The 21295-nt window shown below is 39.4% G+C and carries 20 protein-coding genes; 10 read left to right on the forward strand and 10 right to left on the reverse strand.

Features of this window, described 5'->3' with window-relative positions; all coding sequences use genetic code 11:
- Positions 1-151 precede the first annotated feature (151 nt).
- Positions 152-2197, forward strand: coding sequence for a WG repeat-containing protein (locus DF947_RS21635; protein ID WP_109932835.1), 2046 nt, complete (start codon positions 152-154; stop codon positions 2195-2197).
- Positions 2198-2315: 118 nt separating this feature from the next.
- On the opposite strand, the gene DF947_RS21640 is transcribed toward DF947_RS21635, so the two are convergent.
- Entirely contained in the window at positions 2316-3230 is a 915-nt protein-coding gene (locus tag DF947_RS21640; RefSeq protein WP_109932837.1) for a hypothetical protein, read from the reverse strand.
- A 272-nt stretch (positions 3231-3502) separates the two neighbouring features.
- Between DF947_RS21640 and DF947_RS21645 the strand changes: the two genes are divergently transcribed.
- Positions 3503-3895 carry a hypothetical protein gene (locus DF947_RS21645; RefSeq protein ID WP_109932839.1) on the forward strand — a complete coding sequence of 131 codons (393 nt, stop codon included), beginning with the start codon at positions 3503-3505 and terminating at the stop codon, positions 3893-3895.
- Positions 3896-3903: 8 nt separating this feature from the next.
- On the opposite strand, the gene DF947_RS21650 is transcribed toward DF947_RS21645, so the two are convergent.
- Both DF947_RS21650 and DF947_RS21655 read right to left on the reverse strand, forming a co-directional pair.
- On the reverse strand, positions 3904-5289 hold the full coding sequence (locus DF947_RS21650) for a DASH family cryptochrome (protein WP_109932841.1): 1386 nt from the start codon (positions 5287-5289) through the stop codon (positions 3904-3906).
- A gap of 247 nt (positions 5290-5536) precedes the next feature.
- On the reverse strand, positions 5537-6007 hold the full coding sequence (locus DF947_RS21655; protein WP_109932843.1) for a hypothetical protein: 471 nt from the start codon (positions 6005-6007) through the stop codon (positions 5537-5539).
- Positions 6008-6287: 280 nt separating this feature from the next.
- Between DF947_RS21655 and DF947_RS21665 the strand changes: the two genes are divergently transcribed.
- Together DF947_RS21665 and DF947_RS21670 are read left to right on the forward strand one after the other, a co-directional pair.
- Complete coding sequence (locus DF947_RS21665; RefSeq protein ID WP_109932847.1) at positions 6288-6875, forward strand: Crp/Fnr family transcriptional regulator; 588 nt, start codon at positions 6288-6290, stop codon at positions 6873-6875.
- 91 nt (positions 6876-6966) lie between these two features.
- Positions 6967-7719, forward strand: a complete 753-nt coding sequence (locus DF947_RS21670) for a glucose 1-dehydrogenase (RefSeq protein ID WP_109932849.1) — start codon at positions 6967-6969, stop codon at positions 7717-7719.
- Positions 7720-7914: 195 nt separating this feature from the next.
- Here the strand turns inward: DF947_RS21670 and DF947_RS21675 are convergent, their stop codons facing one another.
- Positions 7915-8787, reverse strand: a complete 873-nt coding sequence (locus DF947_RS21675) for a hypothetical protein (RefSeq protein WP_109932851.1) — start codon at positions 8785-8787, stop codon at positions 7915-7917.
- Positions 8788-8793: 6 nt separating this feature from the next.
- Positions 8794-9606: a hypothetical protein gene (locus DF947_RS21680; RefSeq protein WP_109932853.1), complete on the reverse strand. Its 813-nt coding sequence runs from the start codon at positions 9604-9606 to the stop codon at positions 8794-8796.
- 541 nt (positions 9607-10147) lie between these two features.
- Here DF947_RS21680 and DF947_RS21685 point away from each other — a divergent pair.
- The 4 genes from DF947_RS21685 (at position 10148) to DF947_RS21700 (ending at position 14393) form a co-directional block, all read left to right on the forward strand.
- Positions 10148-10738 (forward strand): DUF1579 family protein, encoded by a 591-nt coding sequence (locus DF947_RS21685; RefSeq protein ID WP_109932855.1) that lies wholly within the window; start codon positions 10148-10150, stop codon positions 10736-10738.
- A gap of 337 nt (positions 10739-11075) precedes the next feature.
- Complete coding sequence (locus DF947_RS21690) at positions 11076-12560, forward strand: alpha-amylase (RefSeq protein WP_109932928.1); 1485 nt, start codon at positions 11076-11078, stop codon at positions 12558-12560.
- 126 nt (positions 12561-12686) lie between these two features.
- Positions 12687-13148: a low affinity iron permease family protein gene (locus tag DF947_RS21695; protein WP_109932857.1), complete on the forward strand. Its 462-nt coding sequence runs from the start codon at positions 12687-12689 to the stop codon at positions 13146-13148.
- A gap of 39 nt (positions 13149-13187) precedes the next feature.
- Positions 13188-14393, forward strand: coding sequence for a DUF2252 domain-containing protein (locus DF947_RS21700; RefSeq protein WP_109932859.1), 1206 nt, complete (start codon positions 13188-13190; stop codon positions 14391-14393).
- Positions 14394-14409: 16 nt separating this feature from the next.
- Here DF947_RS21700 and DF947_RS21705 read toward each other — a convergent pair whose 3' ends face one another.
- From DF947_RS21705 to DF947_RS21725, 5 genes are all read right to left on the reverse strand, one after another.
- Positions 14410-14811 (reverse strand): hypothetical protein, encoded by a 402-nt coding sequence (locus tag DF947_RS21705; protein WP_109932861.1) that lies wholly within the window; start codon positions 14809-14811, stop codon positions 14410-14412.
- Between the two features lie 2 nt (positions 14812-14813).
- The gene (locus DF947_RS21710; RefSeq protein WP_109932863.1) at positions 14814-15224 is read right to left on the reverse strand and encodes a hypothetical protein; all 411 of its coding nucleotides are present in this window, start codon (positions 15222-15224) and stop codon (positions 14814-14816) included.
- Between the two features lie 20 nt (positions 15225-15244).
- Positions 15245-16312 carry a hypothetical protein gene (locus DF947_RS21715; RefSeq protein WP_109932865.1) on the reverse strand — a complete coding sequence of 356 codons (1068 nt, stop codon included), beginning with the start codon at positions 16310-16312 and terminating at the stop codon, positions 15245-15247.
- A gap of 102 nt (positions 16313-16414) precedes the next feature.
- A complete protein-coding gene (locus tag DF947_RS21720; protein WP_109932866.1) occupies positions 16415-16783 on the reverse strand; it encodes a hypothetical protein in 369 nt (122 codons plus the stop codon).
- Positions 16784-16975: 192 nt separating this feature from the next.
- Positions 16976-17434 carry a hypothetical protein gene (locus tag DF947_RS21725; protein WP_146202965.1) on the reverse strand — a complete coding sequence of 153 codons (459 nt, stop codon included), beginning with the start codon at positions 17432-17434 and terminating at the stop codon, positions 16976-16978.
- Between the two features lie 343 nt (positions 17435-17777).
- On the opposite strand from DF947_RS21725, the gene DF947_RS21730 reads away from it, so the two are divergent.
- Both DF947_RS21730 and DF947_RS21735 read left to right on the forward strand, forming a co-directional pair.
- The gene (locus tag DF947_RS21730; protein WP_109932870.1) at positions 17778-18617 is read left to right on the forward strand and encodes a hypothetical protein; all 840 of its coding nucleotides are present in this window, start codon (positions 17778-17780) and stop codon (positions 18615-18617) included.
- Between the two features lie 14 nt (positions 18618-18631).
- Positions 18632-21070, forward strand: a complete 2439-nt coding sequence (locus DF947_RS21735) for a bifunctional YncE family protein/alkaline phosphatase family protein (protein WP_109932872.1) — start codon at positions 18632-18634, stop codon at positions 21068-21070.
- The last annotated feature ends 225 nt before the right edge of the window (positions 21071-21295 follow it).

The following is a 21295-nucleotide window of genomic DNA, read 5'->3' on the forward strand; positions in this document are numbered from 1 at the left end:
TAGCAGGCTTAAAACGGCTATAAATCAGTCAAGTGCACACTTTTACCGGTATATACTGGCCACTTTAGCTGAAAAGAAAGTGGCCACTTTGAGTAAAAAACGGTGGCCACTTTTTGGATAATCCCCAGATAACCAACAAGCCATTATAAATATGAAAACTCTAACCATTGTATTACTTTTTGTGCTGTTTGGTGTATCGGCAACATTTGCGCAAAACCTTAAATTAGATAAGGATACGGCAGGTAACTACGGCTATATAAACAGAAAGGGTGTTTTAAAGATACCCCACAAATACAACATGTTTGCCAATGAGTTTTCTGAAGGGCTTGCCGCCGTTTATAACGACGGAAAATATGGTTTTATTGATGAGAATGATAAGTTGGTCATTCCATATCAGTACAGCGAAGTATTATTTGGTTTTAGCGAGGGGCTTGCAACGGTAAAACAGAATGGCAAATGGGGCTATATTGATAAGAAAGGCAATCAGGTTGCGCCTTTTCTTTACGATTTTACGTATGGCTTTGATGAAGGGATGGCGGCTGTAAACCAAGGGGATAAATGGGGGTTTATTGATAGAACTGGCAAACTGGTAATTCCGTGCATTTACGAAAGCGTGTATAGCTTTCGAGAAGGTCTTGTATCGGTAAAACAGAACAATAAATGGGGCTATATTGATAAGACAGGTAAACAGGTAGTGCCTTTTGTATACGATGATGCCGGCTCATTTAATGAAGGTTTGGCGGCGGTGCAACCCACACACGATAAAGGTTTTGGCTACATCAACCAAAAAGGAGAAATGGCTATTCCGGTACAATTTAAAACAGCCTATTCGTTTGAAGATGGAATAGCAATGGCAAGTACCGAAACAAAAAGTTACGTTCATATAGATAAAGCCGGAAAAATAATTGACGTAAATAACCAAACCACCGGAAAAGGGAAATATAGATTTAGAACTGGCGATGTTTATGATGGTGATATCCTTAACGGAAAAAGAACAGGAAAAGGAAAAAATGTGTGGACAAACGGCGATGTTTACGATGGCGATTGGGTATATGATAAGATGACTGGAAAGGGGAAAAAGGTATTGGCTAACGGAAATGTGTACGAAGGCGATTGGAATGATAATTTATTAAACGGAAAAGGAAAATATACCTGGGCTGATGGCGCAGTTTACGAAGGCGACTGGGTAAATGGTAACATGACTGGTAAGGGAAAGCTGAAATGGGCAAACGGAGATGTATATACTGGCGATTGGAAAGATAACGAACCAAACGGAAAAGGAATTTTTACCAAAAAAAATGGAGCGGTAAAAAACGGCGACTGGGCAAATGGTATTTTTACCAGCAGTGTAAAACAACCAGCCACGGTGGCCACAAAAATAAATACGGCCGATGCTGCAGCACAAAAAGCACTGGTATTTAGAAATGAGGGCAATTACACCGCAGCTTTGCCCGAAGCCCAAAAAGCATTGAAACTTAGCCCAAATAATTTTTTGGCTTTGTTTGCCAACGGCGTGCTTTACGCAGAATATGAAAAAAATAATGCAAAAGCGATTACATTTTATGCAAAAGCAATTGCGGTAAACGGAAATGATTTTCGTCCATTTGTGTTCCGAGCGTATTCATATGTAGACAGCAAAAATATGGTGGAAGCCCAAAAAGACTTAGATAAAGCCATAGCGCTAAACCCTAAATGTTTTGATTGCTTTACGCTTCGCTCGCAAATTTTGGGTAAAGCGCAAAAATGGGCAGAAGCAAAAGATCAGGCACAGCTTGCCCTTAACTTAAAACCCAATTCAGAACGTGCAAAATCGCTTTACGAAATGTACAAAAATTTAGCAGAGCCAGAAACCATTAGCGCAAAGCCTTATGTAAAAAAAGAAGAACCCCAAACTGTTAGCTATAATAATAATACTTCATCAAATAAATACACCTCAGGCGATTACGCCGACCTAAGCAAAATAAAACGGGTTACTTTTGCTTTTGATAAAGATTATGATGATGAAGACAACAACAACAGTAACAGTAACAGAAAAAGAAGAACCAGCTTGAGCCAAAGCGATATGGATAATATCATTAGATCCAATTCGCCATCATCTTCATCCAGCTCATCGGGTTACGATAATTGGTTTAGGGAACGAGACAGGCAATCGGACCGAGATTACAAACGGAAAAATGACGGGTACAGGGGTTATTAAATCTGTAAAAAGAACAATTCTTAAAGGGAACTTAGATCTTTCAAAAACCCAACAAATTTACATTTAGAAACTCTCCTAGCGAATGTTTCTTTAACCCCAGCTAGGAGGTCTTCTTCAGTTAGTGCTGACCAGGAAGCTGGGGAACATTATAGCGGTAAATCACGGCATTTTTTCCCTCACTGATGCAGTAGTAGGCCTTTCCGTCTGGGGTGAAACCCACAGCCTCGCCCTGGCGCTCTAAAATGTAAGGTAGTTTAGTTGGCGTCCGCCTCAAAGTTTGGGAAATGGGTTCTTTACCATTACGCAACCAATAATACACATTGGCATAGGTTTTCAATAAAATCTGTTGGCCATCTCGGGATATATCTCCAGAAACGACATACTTTACCAAACCTTTACCTGGCAGAAAAAGGCTTCCCTGCTTTTTCATTTTAATGGTATCGCCCTTTTTGAAAAACAGCGGTGCTGAATATATTCCAACCGTATCCTGTCGCTTGGATATAATGATCAGTTCTTTCAAGATCGGATCAACCATTAAAGTCTCGGCATCCTGCGGACCATTAGGATATTTTAGGTGAACCGCCTCACTTTCGATCTGCATGTTACCGGAGAACTTGTTCGGCTCTGGGAAACGATATACCGTAACATAAGGGCGGTTGCCTCCATTGTCTCCAATATCGCCGAGGTAAATGTAGCTTTTATTCTTTACCGGGCCTGGACCACCGGCGATATCTTCGCAATCCGTTACGCCCAAATGCTTTTTTGAAGGATCTCCCTTAAAATATAAGGTAGACAACAAATTGCCCTTCGCATCGATGGCAAAGAACCGCGAGGTGTCTCCACTGTCGTTATGTATATAAAACAGATTATCTTTGGCAACAAATAAACCAGATGTCTCACTCAGCTCGGCGGGAATAATCTTAACTGGGGCTTGCTGTGCAGATACAGCGTAAACCAGGCCTACCAACCAAAACGTTATAAATGCAATTCTGGCAGGAACAAATGCGATCAGTCTTTTTGTGCTTAGGCTCATTAGGGTTTAAGGGTTTGATATCCAATGGCGAATTTGGACATCCTTATTGGAACAATCAAGTCGATTAGCAAAAAAAACCAAAATCTTACACCTTTTATTTGAACATTACGCTCGTAACCATTTATCACATCATTAAACCAGCTAACAGGTCGCGATTTTCCGTTCAACTTGTTCATTTCGATATTCAACACGCAATAAAGGTAACTTTGGTACCGTACTGGATGCTAAATTAATTGCCCTGAAATAATTTTTTTCTTTTAGAATTTGCCTGTATGAAAAGAATATTGCTCCTTGCTTTTTGCCTTATCGGATCATTTGAAAAATTAATTGCACAAAGTTTCACTGTCGGTCAGGCCTGTCGCTATCAATGTTTCGGCACATGCGATAATATATACCAAACTTATTTTGGTCAGCACAATGGCCAGCGTGCCTATGTTTTCGATTCAAGTCAGGGAAATCATGCTGAGCTTGCTTGTTCCATATATTCTGAGTCTACTGTTCTCGGCTCCTGTTATGTAGAGCAATTTGGACTATATTATAGCGGTTATGCCATTAATATTACACAGGTAATTACTTGTCCATTAGATTCCTTATCTATGCTACTTATTTCAACATCAGCAGTTTATGGGGCACTTAAGCTTATGGTGCAATATAAGTTTAACTAATTGTTCATCTATAATTTTTGGATAAGGCCAATTGCCCTTGTCCATTTTTTGTATACCTCAATGGGTTTGGGATAGTTATCAATGTCGAACATCCAAGGAATCAGGACTTCAATGTCGTTTTTGTCGGAAAGTTCCGGAATCCACTTACGGATGTAATCCTGTGCATGGTATTTGTTCGATTGATGTACCGGATTGGTATACCAGATCTCAAAGGCCTGCATATGCCAGTTCATCCAGTTGGAGCTTACATCATAATCGATAAGTTTAGATTCGAAATAATATGCGCCCCAGGTCCAGTCAATTTTCAAATCGTGAACAAGATAGCTTGCACAGTTTACCCTACCGCGGTTGCTCATGTATCCGGTTTGGTTCAGTTGCCTCATGTGGGCATCAATAAAGGGAATTCCGGTAATGCCCTGACACCATTTGCGAAACTTCGACGGGTCGTTTTCCCATTCCAGCTTCTTGTTCTTATAACCCTTTGTTTTAAATACCAGGTCTCCAAACCGCATGGATTTGAATGTGAAATAATCCCGCCATACCAGTTCGAAAATTAACCACCAGGTACTCTGATTTTTCTTGACGTCTGCCTCGTAAGCAAGCACTTTCTCATAAATTTCTCGTGCAGAAATACAGCCCAAAGCCAGGTAAGGAGAGAGTTTTGAACTGTAGTCAAGTCCATCCGATTTATTTCTGCTCCACCTATAGCCGGTTAAAAGCTCCGATTTAAAAGTATAATACTGCAACCTTTCTAATGCAGCTTTTTCACCACCATCCATTAACGGCGCTGCCTGATCATACTCATGTTTACTAAATCCATAAAGTTCATGGGATGGAAATTTATGATCGGTTATACCTGTAACCGCATTTAATTTAGAAGGGCGATTAAAGGTTTTTCTGGGATTGGCTTTAGAGCCAGCAGGGATTCTGTACGCCTTGCTGGTAAGCGGAATTTTAGCAATCTCAAACGGTATATCGTCTTTGTGATAAAGTGTTTTGCCCCAGAAAAAATGAAAGCTGACTTTAGGAGATGCCTCTACAACTTGCTTAACCAGCCCGGTTTCGTAGCTCGCATATTCCTCCTCTGCATATACATCTGTGATGTCATATTTTTTAATCAGTTCTGGCAACGTTATTTTTGCGGAACTTTCCCCCACAATTAAATGCCCGCCCAAATCTTTCAAGTTCTTTCTCAGATGCAGCACAGACTGCTCCATAAATTTAAATCTGATGATGTCTTTTCTCCTAAAGCCAAGTTCAAGCAGCTCAAACTCTTCTTTTTCGATACAGTAGCAGAAAACAAGATCTTTGCATTCTTTTTGGGCACTGATTAAACTCTCGTTATCGTGCAATCTCAAATCATTCTTAAACCACACCAGGCCCCGTTTATTCATTTATTGAAATGTTATCCTATTGCTTTAATATTATGATGGAGCCCATTGTATATTGGGGCGATTGTAACTGTCAGAACATTTTGGTCTAATAAAAGTTTTGGAGGATGTGTAGAACCTACTTTAATTCGGATAATTCAGCAACAGCTTTCAATCGTTTATAATCAAAAAACTGCATCCTGTGCAACAGACTAAGTTTTGGTTAATATTTATGTGTTGCAAATTACACCAAATGCTAATTTAAAGCCGATTATTTGGCTTGTTTTAATACAATCCAAGGCTTCCTATTTGCCCATTTTTGTGATTTTGCCATTATCCTAAAGATCGCATTGTCTTTTGAGTAAAAGCCAGCGTTTAATTCCTGCTCGAAATCTCCATCTGATCTTGGATACTCAATCATTTTAATAATTTTATCATCATCAAAAAATATAAGCTGATTAATGTCATCCCGATTGTCAATGTCAGAATGTTCAATTGGTTTCAAGTTAACATTCATTTCTTTTTGTACCCGACCAATATTGGTATAGGGAGCCAGAATCAGCACCTTTGTCCATTTGAACGCAGCTATTTTTTTAAATTCCAGTGTGCCTCCTATATTTCTTTGGACTTCACTTTTTATTGCTGCCTCAAAATCTCGATCGGTTTCTATTTTATTACAGCTTGTTAGAACTGAAATTAAAAATATGACGCTAAATAATTTATAAAAGAAAATTCTAATCATATGAGCTCTGTATCTGATCATGTTTTAAAGTTTAAATTTTTGTTTATTATGATCAGTGTAACTAAAATAAGTTACAAAATTTTGATTTGCTAGACGCTTCTTATCGTGCGCAAGCGTATGGCATGTGCATTTAAAAATCTTCTTAATTTTTTTAACCTCATCAGCAAGACTATATACATCTGGGGCATCAATGTATATATCATCTAATAAGCTATATAAAAATAGCCCATAAAATAAGCTGAAAGTTCTATTTTTGAAGATTCTCTTTAAGCAACTAAACATGCATAATTTTCAAGCGCTGTTCGATTACATTGAAGACCTTTCTGGCCAAACGCTTTCTGCGGAGGATAAGCAAGTATTGATGGCACACTTTAAACCCAAAAAAATAAGAAAACGACAATACTTTTTACAGGAGGGTGATGTATGTAAATACACCGGATTCATTGTAAAAGGTGCTGCCAAAACGTTTTCAGTTGATGAAAAGGGACATGAGCACATTTTAAAGTTAAGTGTAGAAAATTGGTGGCTGGCCGATTTTGAAAGTTTTTACAAACTGACACCAAGCCGTTTCAATATTGAAGCACTGGAAGATCTGGAGATTTTACAAATAACCCATAGCGTAGTTGAAGAATTTATAAAACCCATTCCCGCTTTTTTAGCAATGCAAAATGTGCTGAGCCAAAACAATACCATAGCTGCACAAAAGAGGATGCAGTCTTCCATTAGCCAAACTGGCGAAGAGCGGTTTCAGGAACTGGTTAATGATTATCCGCACTTTATACAGCGCTTTCCTCAGAATTTGATTGCTTCTTACTTGGGTTTAACACCCGAAAGCCTGAGCCGGATCAGAAAAAACGCCTTAAAATAGATTGATCTTTGTTAAGTGTATTTAATGACTTTTGATAAGATTTAGTTCGCTATACCGCTGCATCTTTGAGGTAACATAAATCGTAAAGATCATGAGTAAATTAAAAAACAAAATAGCCGTAATTACAGGCGGCAATAGTGGCATTGGATTGGGCATTGCAGAAGCCTTTAAAAATGAAGGGGCTTCTGGTGCAATTGTGGGCAGAAACCATCAAACTTTAGAAAATGCGATTGCTCAGCTTGGCAGTGATTTTATTGCCATTAATGCAGATGTAACCCACCTTACCGATCTGGAAAGCATGTTTAAAGAGACGGCAGAAAAATTCGGCAAAATAGATGTGCTGGTAGCCAATGCGGGAGCAGGAACGACTGGAACGGTTGCAGATGTGAGCGAGGCTGACTACGATAAGACCATGAACCTTAACCTAAAAAGCGTTTATTTCACGGTACAAAAAGCACTGCCATATATGAATGATGGAGCTTCAATCATTCTAATCGGATCCAACGCCGCACATCGGGCATATCCATCATTTGGGCTTTATGGTGCGGCAAAAGCCGCCGTAATCTTTTTGGCGAAAAGCTTTTCGAACGATTTGTTGGCAAGAAAGATTAGGGTAAACGTAATTACGCCGGGTACTACAGACACGCCTGCCTTTGATAAATTTGTTCCTGCAGAACACATTGAGGCCGTGAAAGCACAGTTTGCAGGCGTAATGCCAATAGGCAGAATTGGGCAACCTTCAGATATTGGTAAAACAGCGGTTTTCCTAGCTTCAGATGATTCTTCCTTCTTGCTCGGAACCGAAATCCTGGTTGATGGCGGCATGACTTACTTAGCCCAATAATTTATGATATACCGGCACGGTTAAACCCGTGCCATTTTTAAAACAGGCATCGTGTGAAATTTACAAAACTTCGTTTGATTTCTTTTTCGCGATATCAGCGACAGTTTCCTACTTTCCCCAGATGGAAATGAGCAATACATACCTGCGAAGTTAAGATTTACAACTGCGCAGAAATGACGCTAAAGCGCTGTTCGATCAACAATTTAAATAATCGATAGCGGTTTTATTCGTTACTTTCTTAAAAGGCATGAAACGGCAATCGGGATTCCATTTATTGCCCACATATTCAAAACCAGCTGTTTGCATAATCTCCGTTACAATTGCTGTTTGCCAGCTTCTGGCAATAAAAGGTTTTTCGTGATAAACAATTTCCTGATAGCTTGATTCTGCATTCAGTTCATCATCATTCGTTACGGCAACCAAATCATGGTAATGGTGCAATTGCTTTTCAACATCGAATTTTACGGCACTAAACCAATGTGCGTACAAGCCGTTAAAACCTGGTTCTGTATGGTTGCTTATCGCTTTTACAGAATAATCGATAAGGAAATTAGAAACTGCATCATGTTCTTCGAAATAGGAAAGCACAGCCAATCCATTTATGCGAACGTTGTTTTGGAGAAAAATTCCAAGCCGCATAATTTCTTTTAACTCCCTGAGCATACACATAGACGCATTTGCACTGCCGATAAAAATCAGATCCTGTTTCTGAGGATGCTGATAATGAATATCTGTACAGTTGGCCTTTAAATAATTTAATCCCGGAAAAGGAGTAAAATAATCGGCATTATCCAAACAGCTATAATAATTATGGGGAAATTTTTTAGCGATTGCATTGCTTTCGTAACCATTGCCGGCCATAATTTCCATAATTTGATGCCCTTTCTCCAAACCGTATTCTTCCATCAAATCAATCAGTTCCTCAATTTTCGGATCGGCCTGATTATAAGTTAAGCTGTAAACTAAATCGTAATGTGGTTTTGGGATGGCTTGGTTGCAAATCTGATGGATAATTTCTGGCGCCACTTTCACCTCAGCCAATATGAGCTGTTTGATGAGTTCGATCATATGGGTTTAATGTTTTTCAGAATTTTCCTGTGCTAAACGGTTGGCAAGTCTAATTTTTTCTTGTGTTAAATGCATTAGGTCTTGTTCCATGGCCTCGAGGTTAAGACCCAAGAGATTTTTGTCGCCTTTCATAAAATCCTGGGTAATAATGGCATAAGCCTCATCATTATAGGTTTCCCAAAAATCCCAGGTCATTTTTTTTTCTTCCCCCAAAGTAATACACGTAAGGTATTCTTCATCATAAGCAAGAATAGCAACTGCATGTCCACCTAACGAGTAGGGTTCATTATCTCCTGTCAGTCCACCAGGTTTAACTTCCCAGATTTCCTGATGCTTACTGCTTAAAGGAAGCAGAAGACCAACATAAATTCCACCAAAAAGATAAATTGAGGCTTTTACAATTTCACGCCGATCTGGCGGAACGGTTGCAAATACCCGGATTCGATGCTGATCGATGCCCTTTTTACGCCAGTACTTTAAAGCATCTATCATATATATACCCTCAGCATTTTCATGGGTGATGGGATTGTATTTAGAAAGTGCGATGTAAGTATTTAAAATGGCTTCGTCTGTAATTTCAAACTCTGCACCGGCATTGGCGGTCCAGCATTTTATCATGTGTCCGGCAGCAGCACAGGTACAGTTCTCTAAAGTGTCGTTCCCGAATACGCCCCATTCACTTTTCTTCACTGCGGTCCAATCGTGTGCATCAGGAATTTGAAGCTGATGCATGGCCAGATAATCGGTAACCTTAAAACTTCTTGGATCTTTAATGGCCTTAGGTTTTCCGCCCTTAACCTGTCCAGTGGTATTTTCCATTTCCAATTTCTACTAGCCTCCGGTTTTCCCGCTCTTACCCATTTTTTTCTTTTTACGGGGCAAACGCTTTTGTACAATTGCCGGTTTTTCTTGTTCTGTAGTTTCTACTTTTTTAGCCATAATTGTGATGCTGAGCGATGGGTTAAATAATTTCAATTCATATGGATTTAGCCAGATTTACCACCACTATTGCCCATTTTTTTCTTTTTTCTTGGCAATCTCTTTTGAATTTTTTTTTCTGCAGCAACTTCTTCAGCTGTACTTTTTTTCTTGTCCATAGGATTAAAAATTTCTATTTAGCAAAGATGACCTTCCATAAGGCTAAATGATTTTACAATGTAGCCATTTTTTGGAAAGTTTTATTAAATGCCAAAAGATGGAAAGCTGAAATGTTGGTTTTTTTTTAGTGAATTTGTTTAGGTGTCTTAATTTTTTCAATCCAGCGCATAACAACAACGCCATTAGAGCTATAAATTAATTCGCCATACAAACCATTCAATTATTCATTAATTTAGTGCAGGCAATATAATCTCTAGGTAATATGAAAAAACTGAAATTCATATGTATAACGGCATTTTTAATCAATTCATTGATACATTTCGATCTGCTCGCCCAGAAACGCGATAATCCAATAGATCAAATGTTAGCGAACTCGCATCCTGGTGCCAATCATGCACAGCTTGACCAGTTAACCGGGACATGGAATTTCCAGGATAGCAAACTGGTTTTTGTAAAAGGCACGCTTGTTCGTAAACCCATGTACGATGGCCGGTTTTATATGGTAGAAATTATTGGAGGTAAACTGCAGCTTCCGGTTGCGGATGGAAAAATGAAGGAAGACCGTTACCAAAGCTTACAGATTGAAGGTTACGACAATGTAAAATCAAAATTCATTACAATATCGCTCAACAACCATATTGGCAGTGACATTCAATATCAGCTAGGCATTTATGATGCAAATAAGAAAACTTTCACTTATGATTGGGATAGCGAAATGATAAAAGGTGAGGTTAAACACAATAGGAGGATTATAACTTTAATTGATGGTTCGCACTATACAGAAAGCTTTTATGAATTAAAAAGCGGTCAATACATCAATATTCGTACGTTATTGTACTCTAAATCTGAATAGTCAGACGCAGTTTCTACTTTCATTTGTCATCCAGCTTATCTCGTTTAGCCAAATACCTCCATTGTTATAAAGCAATAAATTTCAGCATCGTGAAAGCTTTGTAGGTACTATTCTTATAGAATTTCAAAGATATTTTAGGCTGAAGTTGTACAGATTAAGTATTCAATTAACCAAAGCAATTTTAGATTAGAAAACAAGCTCTGATCCACCCTGTAAATTAGCCCATATCCTGAATCGATACGCACTTCTATTCAAAATTTAAACTTTTTACACCTTAGCAGTGTTGAGTAACTTAACGAATCTCAAAATCGAAAGCGCTCGAACCCAAAAATCTGATATGGAAAACTTTACAATGCTGCAATATTTTCAGTGGTATTACCCTGCTGATGGAAGCTTATGGAAAAAAATGGAAACCGAGGCCCAAGAGCTAAAAGCCTTCGGCATCGATACGCTCTGGCTTCCTCCCGCACATAAGGGAATGGACGGAAAAAAATCAACGGGATATGATTCTTACGATCTTTACGATCTGGGCGAATTTGATCAAAAAGGATCTATCCGCACTAAGTACGGCACTAAAGAGGAATTTTTAAGTGGCATTAAAGCCCTTCAGGAAGCGGGCATTCAGGTATATGTAGACATCGTGCTAAACCATTTGGGTGGAGCAGATGAAACCGAAACCGTGCCGGTAAGAAAGGTAGATCCCCAGGATCGGAACGTTTTCATTTCCGATGCTTATGATATTGATGCTTATACCAAATTTACTTTCCCCGGAAGAAATGGAAAATATTCTGCCTTTCAATGGGATTTCCAGTGTTTTACCGGGATAGATTTCGATCAGCGGAGTGGAGAAAATGCCATTTTCAGCATCCAAAACCAATATGGCGAAGGCTGGCAAGATGTGCTGGATACCGAAAACGGCAACTATGATTACCTCATGCTCTGTGACATCGATTTCCGGAACCCTAATGTAACCGAAGAACTGATGAAATGGGGCGAATGGTTTCACGAGACCGCAAAATTCGACGGCTTTCGCCTGGATGCGATTAAACACATGCCCGCTTCTTTTTATAACCAATGGCTTGATCACATGCGAGAATTTACCGGGAAAGAACTTTTTACGGTAGGAGAATATTGGTCGCCTGGAAATTTGGATGCCATGCTGGCTTATATTGAAGCTACAGAAGGAAGAATGTCGCTTTTTGATGCGAGTTTGCAGGGCAATTTTTCGGCAGCCTCCAAACAGGGGAATGGTTTTGATTTATCTACCATTTTTCAGGATACATTGGTATCCGTAAAACCCGAACTTGCCGTTACCCTTGTAGAAAACCACGATACCCAACCCCTACAGTCGCTAGAGCAAACCGTTGATGAATGGTTTAGACCCATTGCCTATGCCATGATTTTATTGCGGGCCACGGGTTATCCCTGCATCTTTTATCCCGATCTTTATGGTTCTACCTACACAGATAAGGGCGACGATGGCAACGACCATAAAATCTCGCTCGAACCTGTTCAGGAAATCAAAACCATGCTCGAACTTCGAAAACATCAGGTTTATGGTGTGCAACGCGATTACTTCGATCACCCCAACTGTGTAGGCTGGACGGTAGATGGAGAAAGCGAACACCCCAATTCCGGAATCGCTGTTTTGGTTTCCAATGGAGACGAGGGCTTTAAATCGATGGAAATGGGAAAACAATTTGCCGGAAGGATTTTTCGCGACCGCTTAAACAATATCGATACAGAAGTACAGATTAATGAAGAAGGCTGGGGCGAGTTTTTGGTTAAGGCCGGATCAGTTTCTGCATGGACAGCCGATTAAACGTTACACATTTGATCTGTGCCCCAACGAATGCCAAAGATTCTTGTTTTCTCACTATAATTAAATTTCCAAAACCTTTTATTCCTTTAGCGTGTACTAGCTTGAAAGTTTAAAAACATAAAGGAAATGAAAAAACAGAACTTCTTTGAGCTAATATCCGATAAGATTACCTGTTGGACAGGTAGTCTTTGGGCATTTATAATTGCATTCGGAACCATCATCATCTGGGGGATTAGCGGACCGCTGTTCCACTTTTCAGATACCTGGCAATTGGTTATCAACACAGGGACCACAATTATTACTTTTTTAATGGTGTTCTTAATTCAAAAAACACAGAATAAGGATTCAAAGGCCATTCACCTAAAGTTAAACGAGCTCATTGCCGCCAGCAGGCATGCAAGCAATCGGATGGTAGATGTAGAAGATCTGAACGAAGATGAATTGGATGTGCTCCACCGTTATTACGAAAAACTATCTGATGTTGCGGAAAAGGACGATGACATCCACAAATCGCACTCTATCGATTCGGCCGAGAAGAATTCAGAAGAGAAAAACAGTGCGATCAAAAAAGCTAAGCCAAAGGCCTAAAAATCAACCCTAAAATTTAATATTATCGTCATCCAAAATATGTTTTCATCCTCCGAAGAGATTAAAAACTTCAATAAAAACCGCCTGCCTTGGGCACTTCAGCTAAAATACGAGGCGATGCTGGAAAATGCATTCCGGTTTTTTAGGGGCACCTGCCATCTTTTTTACCAAAGGCTTTCCAAATTAAAAAACATGCCCAAATCTCCTGTTGGATGGATCTGTGGCGACCTTCATCTCGAAAACTTTGGCAGTTACAGAGGTGGAAACAATTTGGTTTATTTTGATCTTAACGATTTCGATGAGGCGATAAAAGCACCTGTGCTCTGGGAAGTGCTGAGATTGGTAACCAGCATTTTTATCGCTTTTCAGACCCTCGAAATTGATGCAGACCAATCGATGAATATGGCACTCCTTTTTATAAAGAGCTACCGCAACACCCTGCTTTCAGGAAAGGAGACCAATATCGACCCAAGAACGGCCAAAGGAATTGTGTCTAGCTTTTTAAAAAGTGCAGAGAAGAGCTCATCCGCCCAGCTGCTTAAAAAGAGGGCTGTAAAAAAAGGACAATCGGTACAGCTAAACACCAAACACGAAAGGCATTTCAAACTAGATAAGGAACTTAAATCCCAATTGAGCGAACACATGCAAAAGTGGCTGGGAGAAAACAGTTATAGCCCCTATAATTATAAAGTTAAAGATGTGGTTTATCGTTTGGCGGGCACCGGAAGCTTAGGCCAAAAAAGGTATCTTTTTCTACTAAAAATCACCTTAAAAAAAGAGGGTTATTTATTGATCGATATGAAAGAGGCCTTTCCATCTGCCCTGCTTCCCCATATCAAAACTGTACAGCCAAAATGGAAAAACGAAGCCGAAAGAATCATTACGGTTCAAAAGCACATGCAACATGTTTCATCAGCCTTGCTTTCATATAGTATCTTCAACGGAGCATCTTATGTGATGCAGGAGCTGCAGCCCGTAAAAGATACCATAAGGTTTAAGCTCATTCGCGAGCAATATCGAGATATGTATCAGGTAATAGATGCTATGGGCATGTTAACCGCATCTTCACAGCTTAGAAGTTCGGGGTTAAATGGTGCAGCAACAAAAGACGAACTCATTAAATTTGCCCAAAATACAGATTGGCAACAGGAAGTCATCCAACTTGCCTCCCAGCAGGCCGGCCTTACCTGTACCGATTATGCAAATTTTGAGAAGGACTACCGCGAAGGCTTTTATGGTTTATAGAAATTTTCCCCCGAAGCTATTTCTTATCCTTCTCAAACTTCAATACAATGGTGCCCATATCAAGCTTTGCACCTTTTTTTTGGCCACCACCAAAGGTTTGAAAAAGTTTAAGTTCACTTTTCTGGTAGCCGGGTTTTTCAATGGTTTCTGAAACCATAACCGGAGGTGCCTCCAACATGAACATTTCCGGGATAAAAAATTTTCGGTACCGAATTTCTTTCAAATGGAACGAACCATCCGCAGCGGTAACGGTTTCACCTACCTTACACCCTGCTATGGGCTTCTTATTCTCATCAACAATAAAACCCGATAAGGCAGGCCGCTCCAATCTCGAAACACAAGACGAAAAGTTTAATGTTAGAAATAGCAATAAAACCGATGGGAAGATCGATTTAGAGTTTTTGTATGTACCGCTCATTTTTACCGAATTAAGTTTAAATATTTAGAATCTTCGCCTTCAAAAACCCGCCCTTCTGATTTGAGCATGGCAATGGCAAACTGTTCCTTTGCTTCATCCAGTCTATCCATTTCATAATAAACCTGACCCAATGCAAATTCTGAGGTGCCAAAGAAATTTGACTGATCAAATAAATAAAGCTGTCTGGCCCATTGTTCTGCATCGATCAGATTTCCTATTTTCAGATTTAAATACACCAGCCCCTGAAGCAAGGCATACCCTTCTTCGGGATATTGATATTTGGATTCGGGAAATAACGCCCAGGCTTTTTGATGGATCTCGATGCATTTATTGTATTCACCAGCTTCAAAGTAATCTTCGTTTGGTTCAAATAAAAGATCAAATTCGGTTTGTATTTCTGTAGGTAGTTCCATGCTTTAGTTTTAAATATTGGTTACTGCTCATCATCAACATCTCTATCCAATTGCGATTTGGGCAGTTGCAGATAACGGTTCATTTTATCAAACTCTTTATTATAAACCAGCACCACATCGGGCTGATTGGGTATTTTTATGCGCAAGGCATCATGGGCTGCATATTGTTTTTCTTCACTATCCATAAAAATTAAATTAGACGGTGATGGGGCATCCAGGTGTTTTATCGTTTCAATCAGTATTTTATCTCGAAAATCTTCACTGTACAAAAGATATGCATCACCCTGCCCATTGTAGGCATATACAAAAAGTTTTTCCCAGTGATTGCCTGGATCATCGTTATTGGTGGTAAGTACACAGGCGGTTTCTTTTTTATTCCGGCCTGTAAAATCGCCATAACGGATTAAATCCTCATGAATGCGTCTATCGGAAGTGATGAATCTTAAATTTTTACCATCATCACTATTAAATAAGGCAATAAGTTTATCTTTTACGGGATACGGAATTTCCTGTGTAAAAAGCTCGGTAAAGGTGTTGCTGTACTTTTCGTTAAATGATGTCCAATCCAGCATTGTATAATAAGGCTCACCATTCGGTATTTTGATGTTTGGAAATTCTGCCTTACCCTGCTCGGCCAATTTTAAATAATTAAAGAGTTTGTTCCATCTTTTCTCATGGGGAGGTGTTGTATTCGCATCTGATGGTTTCTCGTATAAACTATACTGCTTAACGTATTTTTCTACATCTTCGGGTTTAACTACACCATCTGCAGTTACCGCCACGGCTACCTCTGCCCCATTATTTACATATGGGCAAGTGGTACAATAGAGCTTGTCGCCAAAGGAAAGTACAACAAGGGTATCTGCAATTTCATCATACTCACTTTTAAACTGCTGATCGAGCAGCTTGCCTTTTACCAGATAGGCAATATCGCCACTGAAAATTTCTGCTTGCCGTAAGGTATCGGCTTTACTAATTTCTACAGTTTTTGGCTGTATTTGGTGTTGCTTGATAAAATAAAAAATAAGTGATCCGACAATCAGGATGATGATTACCGCGAGCATTACGAATACTGTTTTCTTTTTCATAATCGAAACGTTTAATCATAGGTATTTGGTTATATCTTTTTACTTACGCTATCTTCACTAATTGATCAACGGGTTAAATTCTATACTCAAAAGGCTCTCGGTTTAAGATCCCATCAATGAAATCAATAAGTCTTTGCTCAGCTCATTTAGCGCACAATTAAATTCAAATGGTTCATCATAAATCCATATTTCCTCCTGAGCGGGCAACCAGGAGGCATACCATTTTATGAAATCAAAAGCAAACACTGCATCCCTGCATTCTATTACAATCGAAATGAGATCCCTGCTTAATCTCCCCTCTAACTTTAGTACATTAGAAATGAACAATTCCCATTCCAAAATATATTTTCTGTTGAGATCATTTACTTCCCACACCCTACTGCCTAGAACATATTTTTCCAACTGGACTTTAAAGTCAGCAACATTAATTTTCCATTCAGATGCGGAAATCGGCGATATAAATAATTTCATTGTACCGGAGATTATGGACCAATATCATTTGGCTAGAGGTACAACAGAATGCAGATGAATTACAATAGGGATTGTTATACTAATTTAATAAATCTTTGCTACTTATAAAAACGCCTAGGACATTTTTTGTAATCATCCCTCAATAGTATGCTTGAGAATAGTGCTTGGATTCTAATAAAAATCAGTTTTTTTTTAATCAAATTCGAAAGGAGGATCAATTTTTATCTGGTGAAGTCCATCGTAAACAACCTTACCATCTTTGAGCAAATAAAATAAATCCATCTTCCCCATTTTATATCTGATGTAAACCCGCAGATCATCATCATGAAGCCCTTTGAGCTGATCTCGGTTTCCCTTAAAATTTTGGTTAAGCGTTTCGGTTTTGTTGTATATGTAAATAGAGTGATTCGGATAATTTCCGGTATCCAAAATTTTAAACTTTTTATGAAGCTCCGCAATCAAAAAGCGATCGGTTTCCTGATTATTGTTTAAGAAAAAGTATTCGTTTTTGGAAGATGTTGTACCATCTTTTTTGGCAGTGGGCGTTGTAAAAGTATAAGTAAACGGACTTAATGGAAGCAATTTTACAGGAGCATTATTAACCTTCTTTTTAATGCATGCCGTACCCGACAAAATGAAAATCGATAACATGATTTTAAAAATGTGATATTTGGCTGTGCGCATAATGAGTTTATTTAAAAATCTGCATCAAATCACATACCGTTTTTTGTATTAAATGCTAACGTGTATATAAACCATTTGTTCATCGCTTAAAGGCAAGAAGAAGATATAATTAGATTCTCAACAAGGATTTGCATGCGAACTCAGCATTAAGTATTGGCCCTATATGCCCCTCATTATTTTTGATCGTAAATGCATAACGCCCTAATATCAAAGCATTTTTTGTAATATTTATGTTCTAAAGCCATTGTTAATATTAAATTAATGCGCCGGGGTTATTTTTGGATGATCGATCAAATCGAAATAAACGAACATGAAAAAAACTGTCCTCATTGCAGCCTGTATCTCAGTTGCTTTCTTCTCCAAAGCCCAAGATAAAACCAACCTGGTAGCATCGGGTTCTTCCTTTAATTTATCGTCCCAACCTTTTTTGTTTGCTGTAAACACACTTACTTCCGAGAATCAAAAATGGAATGTTCATTATTCGGGTTCTTATGCAGAGCGAGCTTCCGGGCAATTTGGGTATAATGGGCTCGGACAACAGTTTGGCGTAAAAGGTTATTTAGGCAGTCGATTTACACTTTATGCTACGGCGTCTCTAGGTTTTGCCAATGGCGGAGGAATCAATTCTGCTCAACAGGCTGAGGTAATTAGAGGTTTAATTGGCGGAAACAAAGCATTAGGCTTTAGGCTGGGCGCCGGACTTGGCCTGAGCCGAGATTGGTCCAGCACCGCATCGGCCATAAGCCGAATAACGGCATCTTTTGATGAACAGCGCTGGAGATTGCTTGGCAACTTGCGTTTTGAAAAAGCCTTTGATAAAACACGCGATAAACTGGATTTTATTTCGGCCATTGGTTTCCAGCATCGGATTAATGAGGGTTGGTATTTGGGTTTCGAAGCTCTTGGACAGGATTTGGAAGGTTTTTGGGAAAAAGATGAAGCCGAAGGTGGCGCCAAGGTAATGATTGGTCCATCAATTAACCTATCGCCTAAACAATCCAAATTATCCTTTTCTTTGTCGGGCGGGCCTGTATTTTATGCCACAAGAAGTTCGGTTGTCCCTTCTGAAGCCATTCGCGAAATCGGATCGGTTGCATCAGGAAACGGATATACCATTAGAGCCTTGGTCAATTTTAATCTTCACAAATAACAAATTGTAAACTCATGAGAAAATATATAACCCTGATATTAATGGTTTTTGTTTTTCAGGGCACTTATGCACAATGGCCAGGGAAAATAGAAAGCACCAAACAGATTCTTTTACCCAACGGATGGAAATTAAGTCCGGCCGGGCATTCTATCGCCTTGGGCGATTTGCCCTTAAACATGCAGGCCAGTAGCTCGGGAAAATTTTTAGCCATCACCAATAATGGTCAGAGTACACAATCTCTTCAGCTTATCGATGTTAAAACAGAACAGATTTTAGACGAAAAAATATTAACCAAATCCTGGTATGGTTTGGCCTTCAGCAAAGATGAAAAGCACATTTATGTATCGGGCGGAAACGATAACATCATCATAAATTTCAGCATTCGCAACAATAAACTTGCTGAAAGCGATACCATAAAGCTTGGTGAAGTTTGGCCAAAAGGTAAAATCGGTCCTGCAGGAATCGCCGTAAATAAAACCAATACGAAGGTATTTACGGTAACCAAAGAAGACAGTTGTCTTTACATTTTAGATCCTGCCCGTAAAAAGATTACTAAAAAAATTCAACTGCCGGCAATAGCATACAGCTGTACACTGTCTCCTGATGAAACAAAATTATACGTTTCCCTATGGGGAGGGCGTGCTGTAGCGGTTGTGAACACGATTGAAGAAAAAATTACCACAACAATTCCAGTTGGAGATCATCCAAATGAATTGTTATTGAATAAAAAAGGAAATTATCTTTTTGTAGCCAATGCAAATGATAATTCTGTTTCCGTCATCAGCACCGTAAACAACAGGGTTATCGAAACAATTGCGACCACATTATATGCCACACAGCTTACAGGTTCAACCACCAATGGACTGGCATTAAGTACCAACGAAAAAACCTTATATATTGCAAATGCCGATAATAACTGCTTGGCTGTTTTTGATGTGAGCCAACCCGGAACGAGCCAAAGTATGGGTTTTGTTCCTGTTGGTTGGTACCCTACAAGTGTAAAGGTTATCGGATCAAAAATTTTAATTACAAACGGAAAGGGGAATACCTCCATGGCAAATCCAAAAGGCCCCCAACCGATTTCAAAAGCCGATAATAGTGGGTACCAAATGGGCAGTACGGCCAATAATAGGCTTCAATATATTGCGGGTTTATTTAAGGGATCATTATCATTTATTGATGTGCCAAAGCCTGAACAGTTAAAGGTTTACACCAAACAGGTATATGCAAACACCCCTTTTAATGATCAAAAGGAAATCACGGCAGATGGTGAAGCTGGCAACCCAATTCCACGCAAACAGGGTGAGCAGTCGCCCATTAAGCATGTTTTTTATATCATCAAAGAAAATAGAACCTACGACCAGGTTTTGGGCGACCTGCCTAAGGGTAATGGCGATTCTTCCTTAACCCTTTTTGGAAAAAAGATTACGCCCAACCAGCATGCTTTTGCAGAAAACTACGTGCTTTTAGATAATTTTTATGTTGATGCGGAAGTTAGTGCCGATGGACATAACTGGAGCATGGCGGCCTATGCAACTGATGTTGTGGAAAAAACCTGGCCTACGAGTTATGGCGCTCGTGGCGGAAGCACAACCTTTGAAGGCGGCAGACCAGTAACTTATCCTAAGGGTGGTTTTATTTGGGATTATTGCCAACGTGCCGGGGTTACTTATCGCAGTTATGGAGAATTTGGAGATTATGCAAAAGCAAATATTAAATCTCTTCAAGGACACATGTGTGCCAATTCGCCTGGTTTTGATATGGATATTACGGATCAGGTACGTGCAGATGCATGGATTCATGATTTTGATTCACTCCTAGTGGCCAATGCTGTTCCCCAGTTTAGTACGCTTCGAGTTTCAAATGATCATACCAGCGGACAGAAAAAGGGAAAAATATCTCCTCAATCGGCCGTTGCAGACAATGATCTAGCCGTTGGCAGAATTTTGGAAAGGCTTTCCCACAGCCCAATCTGGAAAGAATCTGTAGTTTTTATTTTGGAAGATGATGCCCAGAATGGACCTGATCATGTTGATGCACATCGGTCTCCTGCTTACGTTATTGGGCCATATGTAAAAAGAAACACAGCAGTACACACCATGTATTCTACTTCTGGCTTTTTAAGAACCATGGAACTGATTTTAGGTCTGCCCCCGATGAGCCAATATGATGCTGCCGCTGTTCCGCTTTTTGAATGTTTTACCAGCAAACCCGATTTAACACCATACAATGTAATTAAGCCATTAATTAATCTGGACAATAGGAATGTTGCGGTAAACGAGAGCAGTAAACGATCGGAACTTTTCAATTTCGCCAAAGAGGATGCTGCTCCAGATTTAGATCTTAATGAAGTCATCTGGAAATCGGTTAAGGGCGAAAATTCGATCATGCCGGCTCCAAAAAGAAGTGCTTTTGTTATTTTAGAGAAGAAAAAGAAAGATGATGATGACTAAGGTTTGAATCCCATTCAACAGATTTTAGGCGCTGGGCTATCCCCCTTTGGAGGGGCAGGGGGAGGTTCTTAAAAAAATCATTATTCATCTATGGCTCCTAGTCGCCAAGGCTAATAAATTTTTTTCAGTGCTTTATGTATTACCCATCACAACAAATCCGTCCTTGCGAAGGCGGTTTTTCAGCGCCTGTGGCAATCTCTTTCGAGAAATAAATTGTAATTTTCT

Origin of the sequence: Pedobacter paludis, from assembly GCF_003173575.1 — a bacterium.
In the GTDB taxonomy this organism is placed as follows: Bacteria; Bacteroidota; Bacteroidia; order Sphingobacteriales; family Sphingobacteriaceae; genus Pedobacter; species Pedobacter paludis.

Bases quoted from the DNA above. Each gene is read 5' to 3' on its own strand.
- DF947_RS21635 (WP_109932835.1), top strand. From the start codon at position 152: ATGAAAACTCTAACCATTGTATTACTTTTTGTGCTGTTTGGTGTATCG.
- DF947_RS21640 (WP_109932837.1), bottom strand. From the start codon at position 3,230: ATGAGCCTAAGCACAAAAAGACTGATCGCATTTGTTCCTGCCAGAATT.
- DF947_RS21645 (WP_109932839.1), top strand. From the start codon at position 3,503: ATGAAAAGAATATTGCTCCTTGCTTTTTGCCTTATCGGATCATTTGAA.
- DF947_RS21650 (WP_109932841.1), bottom strand. From the start codon at position 5,289: ATGAATAAACGGGGCCTGGTGTGGTTTAAGAATGATTTGAGATTGCAC.
- DF947_RS21655 (WP_109932843.1), bottom strand. From the start codon at position 6,007: ATGATTAGAATTTTCTTTTATAAATTATTTAGCGTCATATTTTTAATT.
- DF947_RS21665 (WP_109932847.1), top strand. From the start codon at position 6,288: ATGCATAATTTTCAAGCGCTGTTCGATTACATTGAAGACCTTTCTGGC.
- DF947_RS21670 (WP_109932849.1), top strand. From the start codon at position 6,967: ATGAGTAAATTAAAAAACAAAATAGCCGTAATTACAGGCGGCAATAGT.
- DF947_RS21675 (WP_109932851.1), bottom strand. From the start codon at position 8,787: ATGATCGAACTCATCAAACAGCTCATATTGGCTGAGGTGAAAGTGGCG.
- DF947_RS21680 (WP_109932853.1), bottom strand. From the start codon at position 9,606: ATGGAAAATACCACTGGACAGGTTAAGGGCGGAAAACCTAAGGCCATT.
- DF947_RS21685 (WP_109932855.1), top strand. From the start codon at position 10,148: ATGAAAAAACTGAAATTCATATGTATAACGGCATTTTTAATCAATTCA.
- DF947_RS21690 (WP_109932928.1), top strand. From the start codon at position 11,076: ATGGAAAACTTTACAATGCTGCAATATTTTCAGTGGTATTACCCTGCT.
- DF947_RS21695 (WP_109932857.1), top strand. From the start codon at position 12,687: ATGAAAAAACAGAACTTCTTTGAGCTAATATCCGATAAGATTACCTGT.
- DF947_RS21700 (WP_109932859.1), top strand. From the start codon at position 13,188: ATGTTTTCATCCTCCGAAGAGATTAAAAACTTCAATAAAAACCGCCTG.
- DF947_RS21705 (WP_109932861.1), bottom strand. From the start codon at position 14,811: ATGAGCGGTACATACAAAAACTCTAAATCGATCTTCCCATCGGTTTTA.
- DF947_RS21710 (WP_109932863.1), bottom strand. From the start codon at position 15,224: ATGGAACTACCTACAGAAATACAAACCGAATTTGATCTTTTATTTGAA.
- DF947_RS21715 (WP_109932865.1), bottom strand. From the start codon at position 16,312: ATGAAAAAGAAAACAGTATTCGTAATGCTCGCGGTAATCATCATCCTG.
- DF947_RS21720 (WP_109932866.1), bottom strand. From the start codon at position 16,783: ATGAAATTATTTATATCGCCGATTTCCGCATCTGAATGGAAAATTAAT.
- DF947_RS21725 (WP_146202965.1), bottom strand. From the start codon at position 17,434: ATGTTATCGATTTTCATTTTGTCGGGTACGGCATGCATTAAAAAGAAG.
- DF947_RS21730 (WP_109932870.1), top strand. From the start codon at position 17,778: ATGAAAAAAACTGTCCTCATTGCAGCCTGTATCTCAGTTGCTTTCTTC.
- DF947_RS21735 (WP_109932872.1), top strand. From the start codon at position 18,632: ATGAGAAAATATATAACCCTGATATTAATGGTTTTTGTTTTTCAGGGC.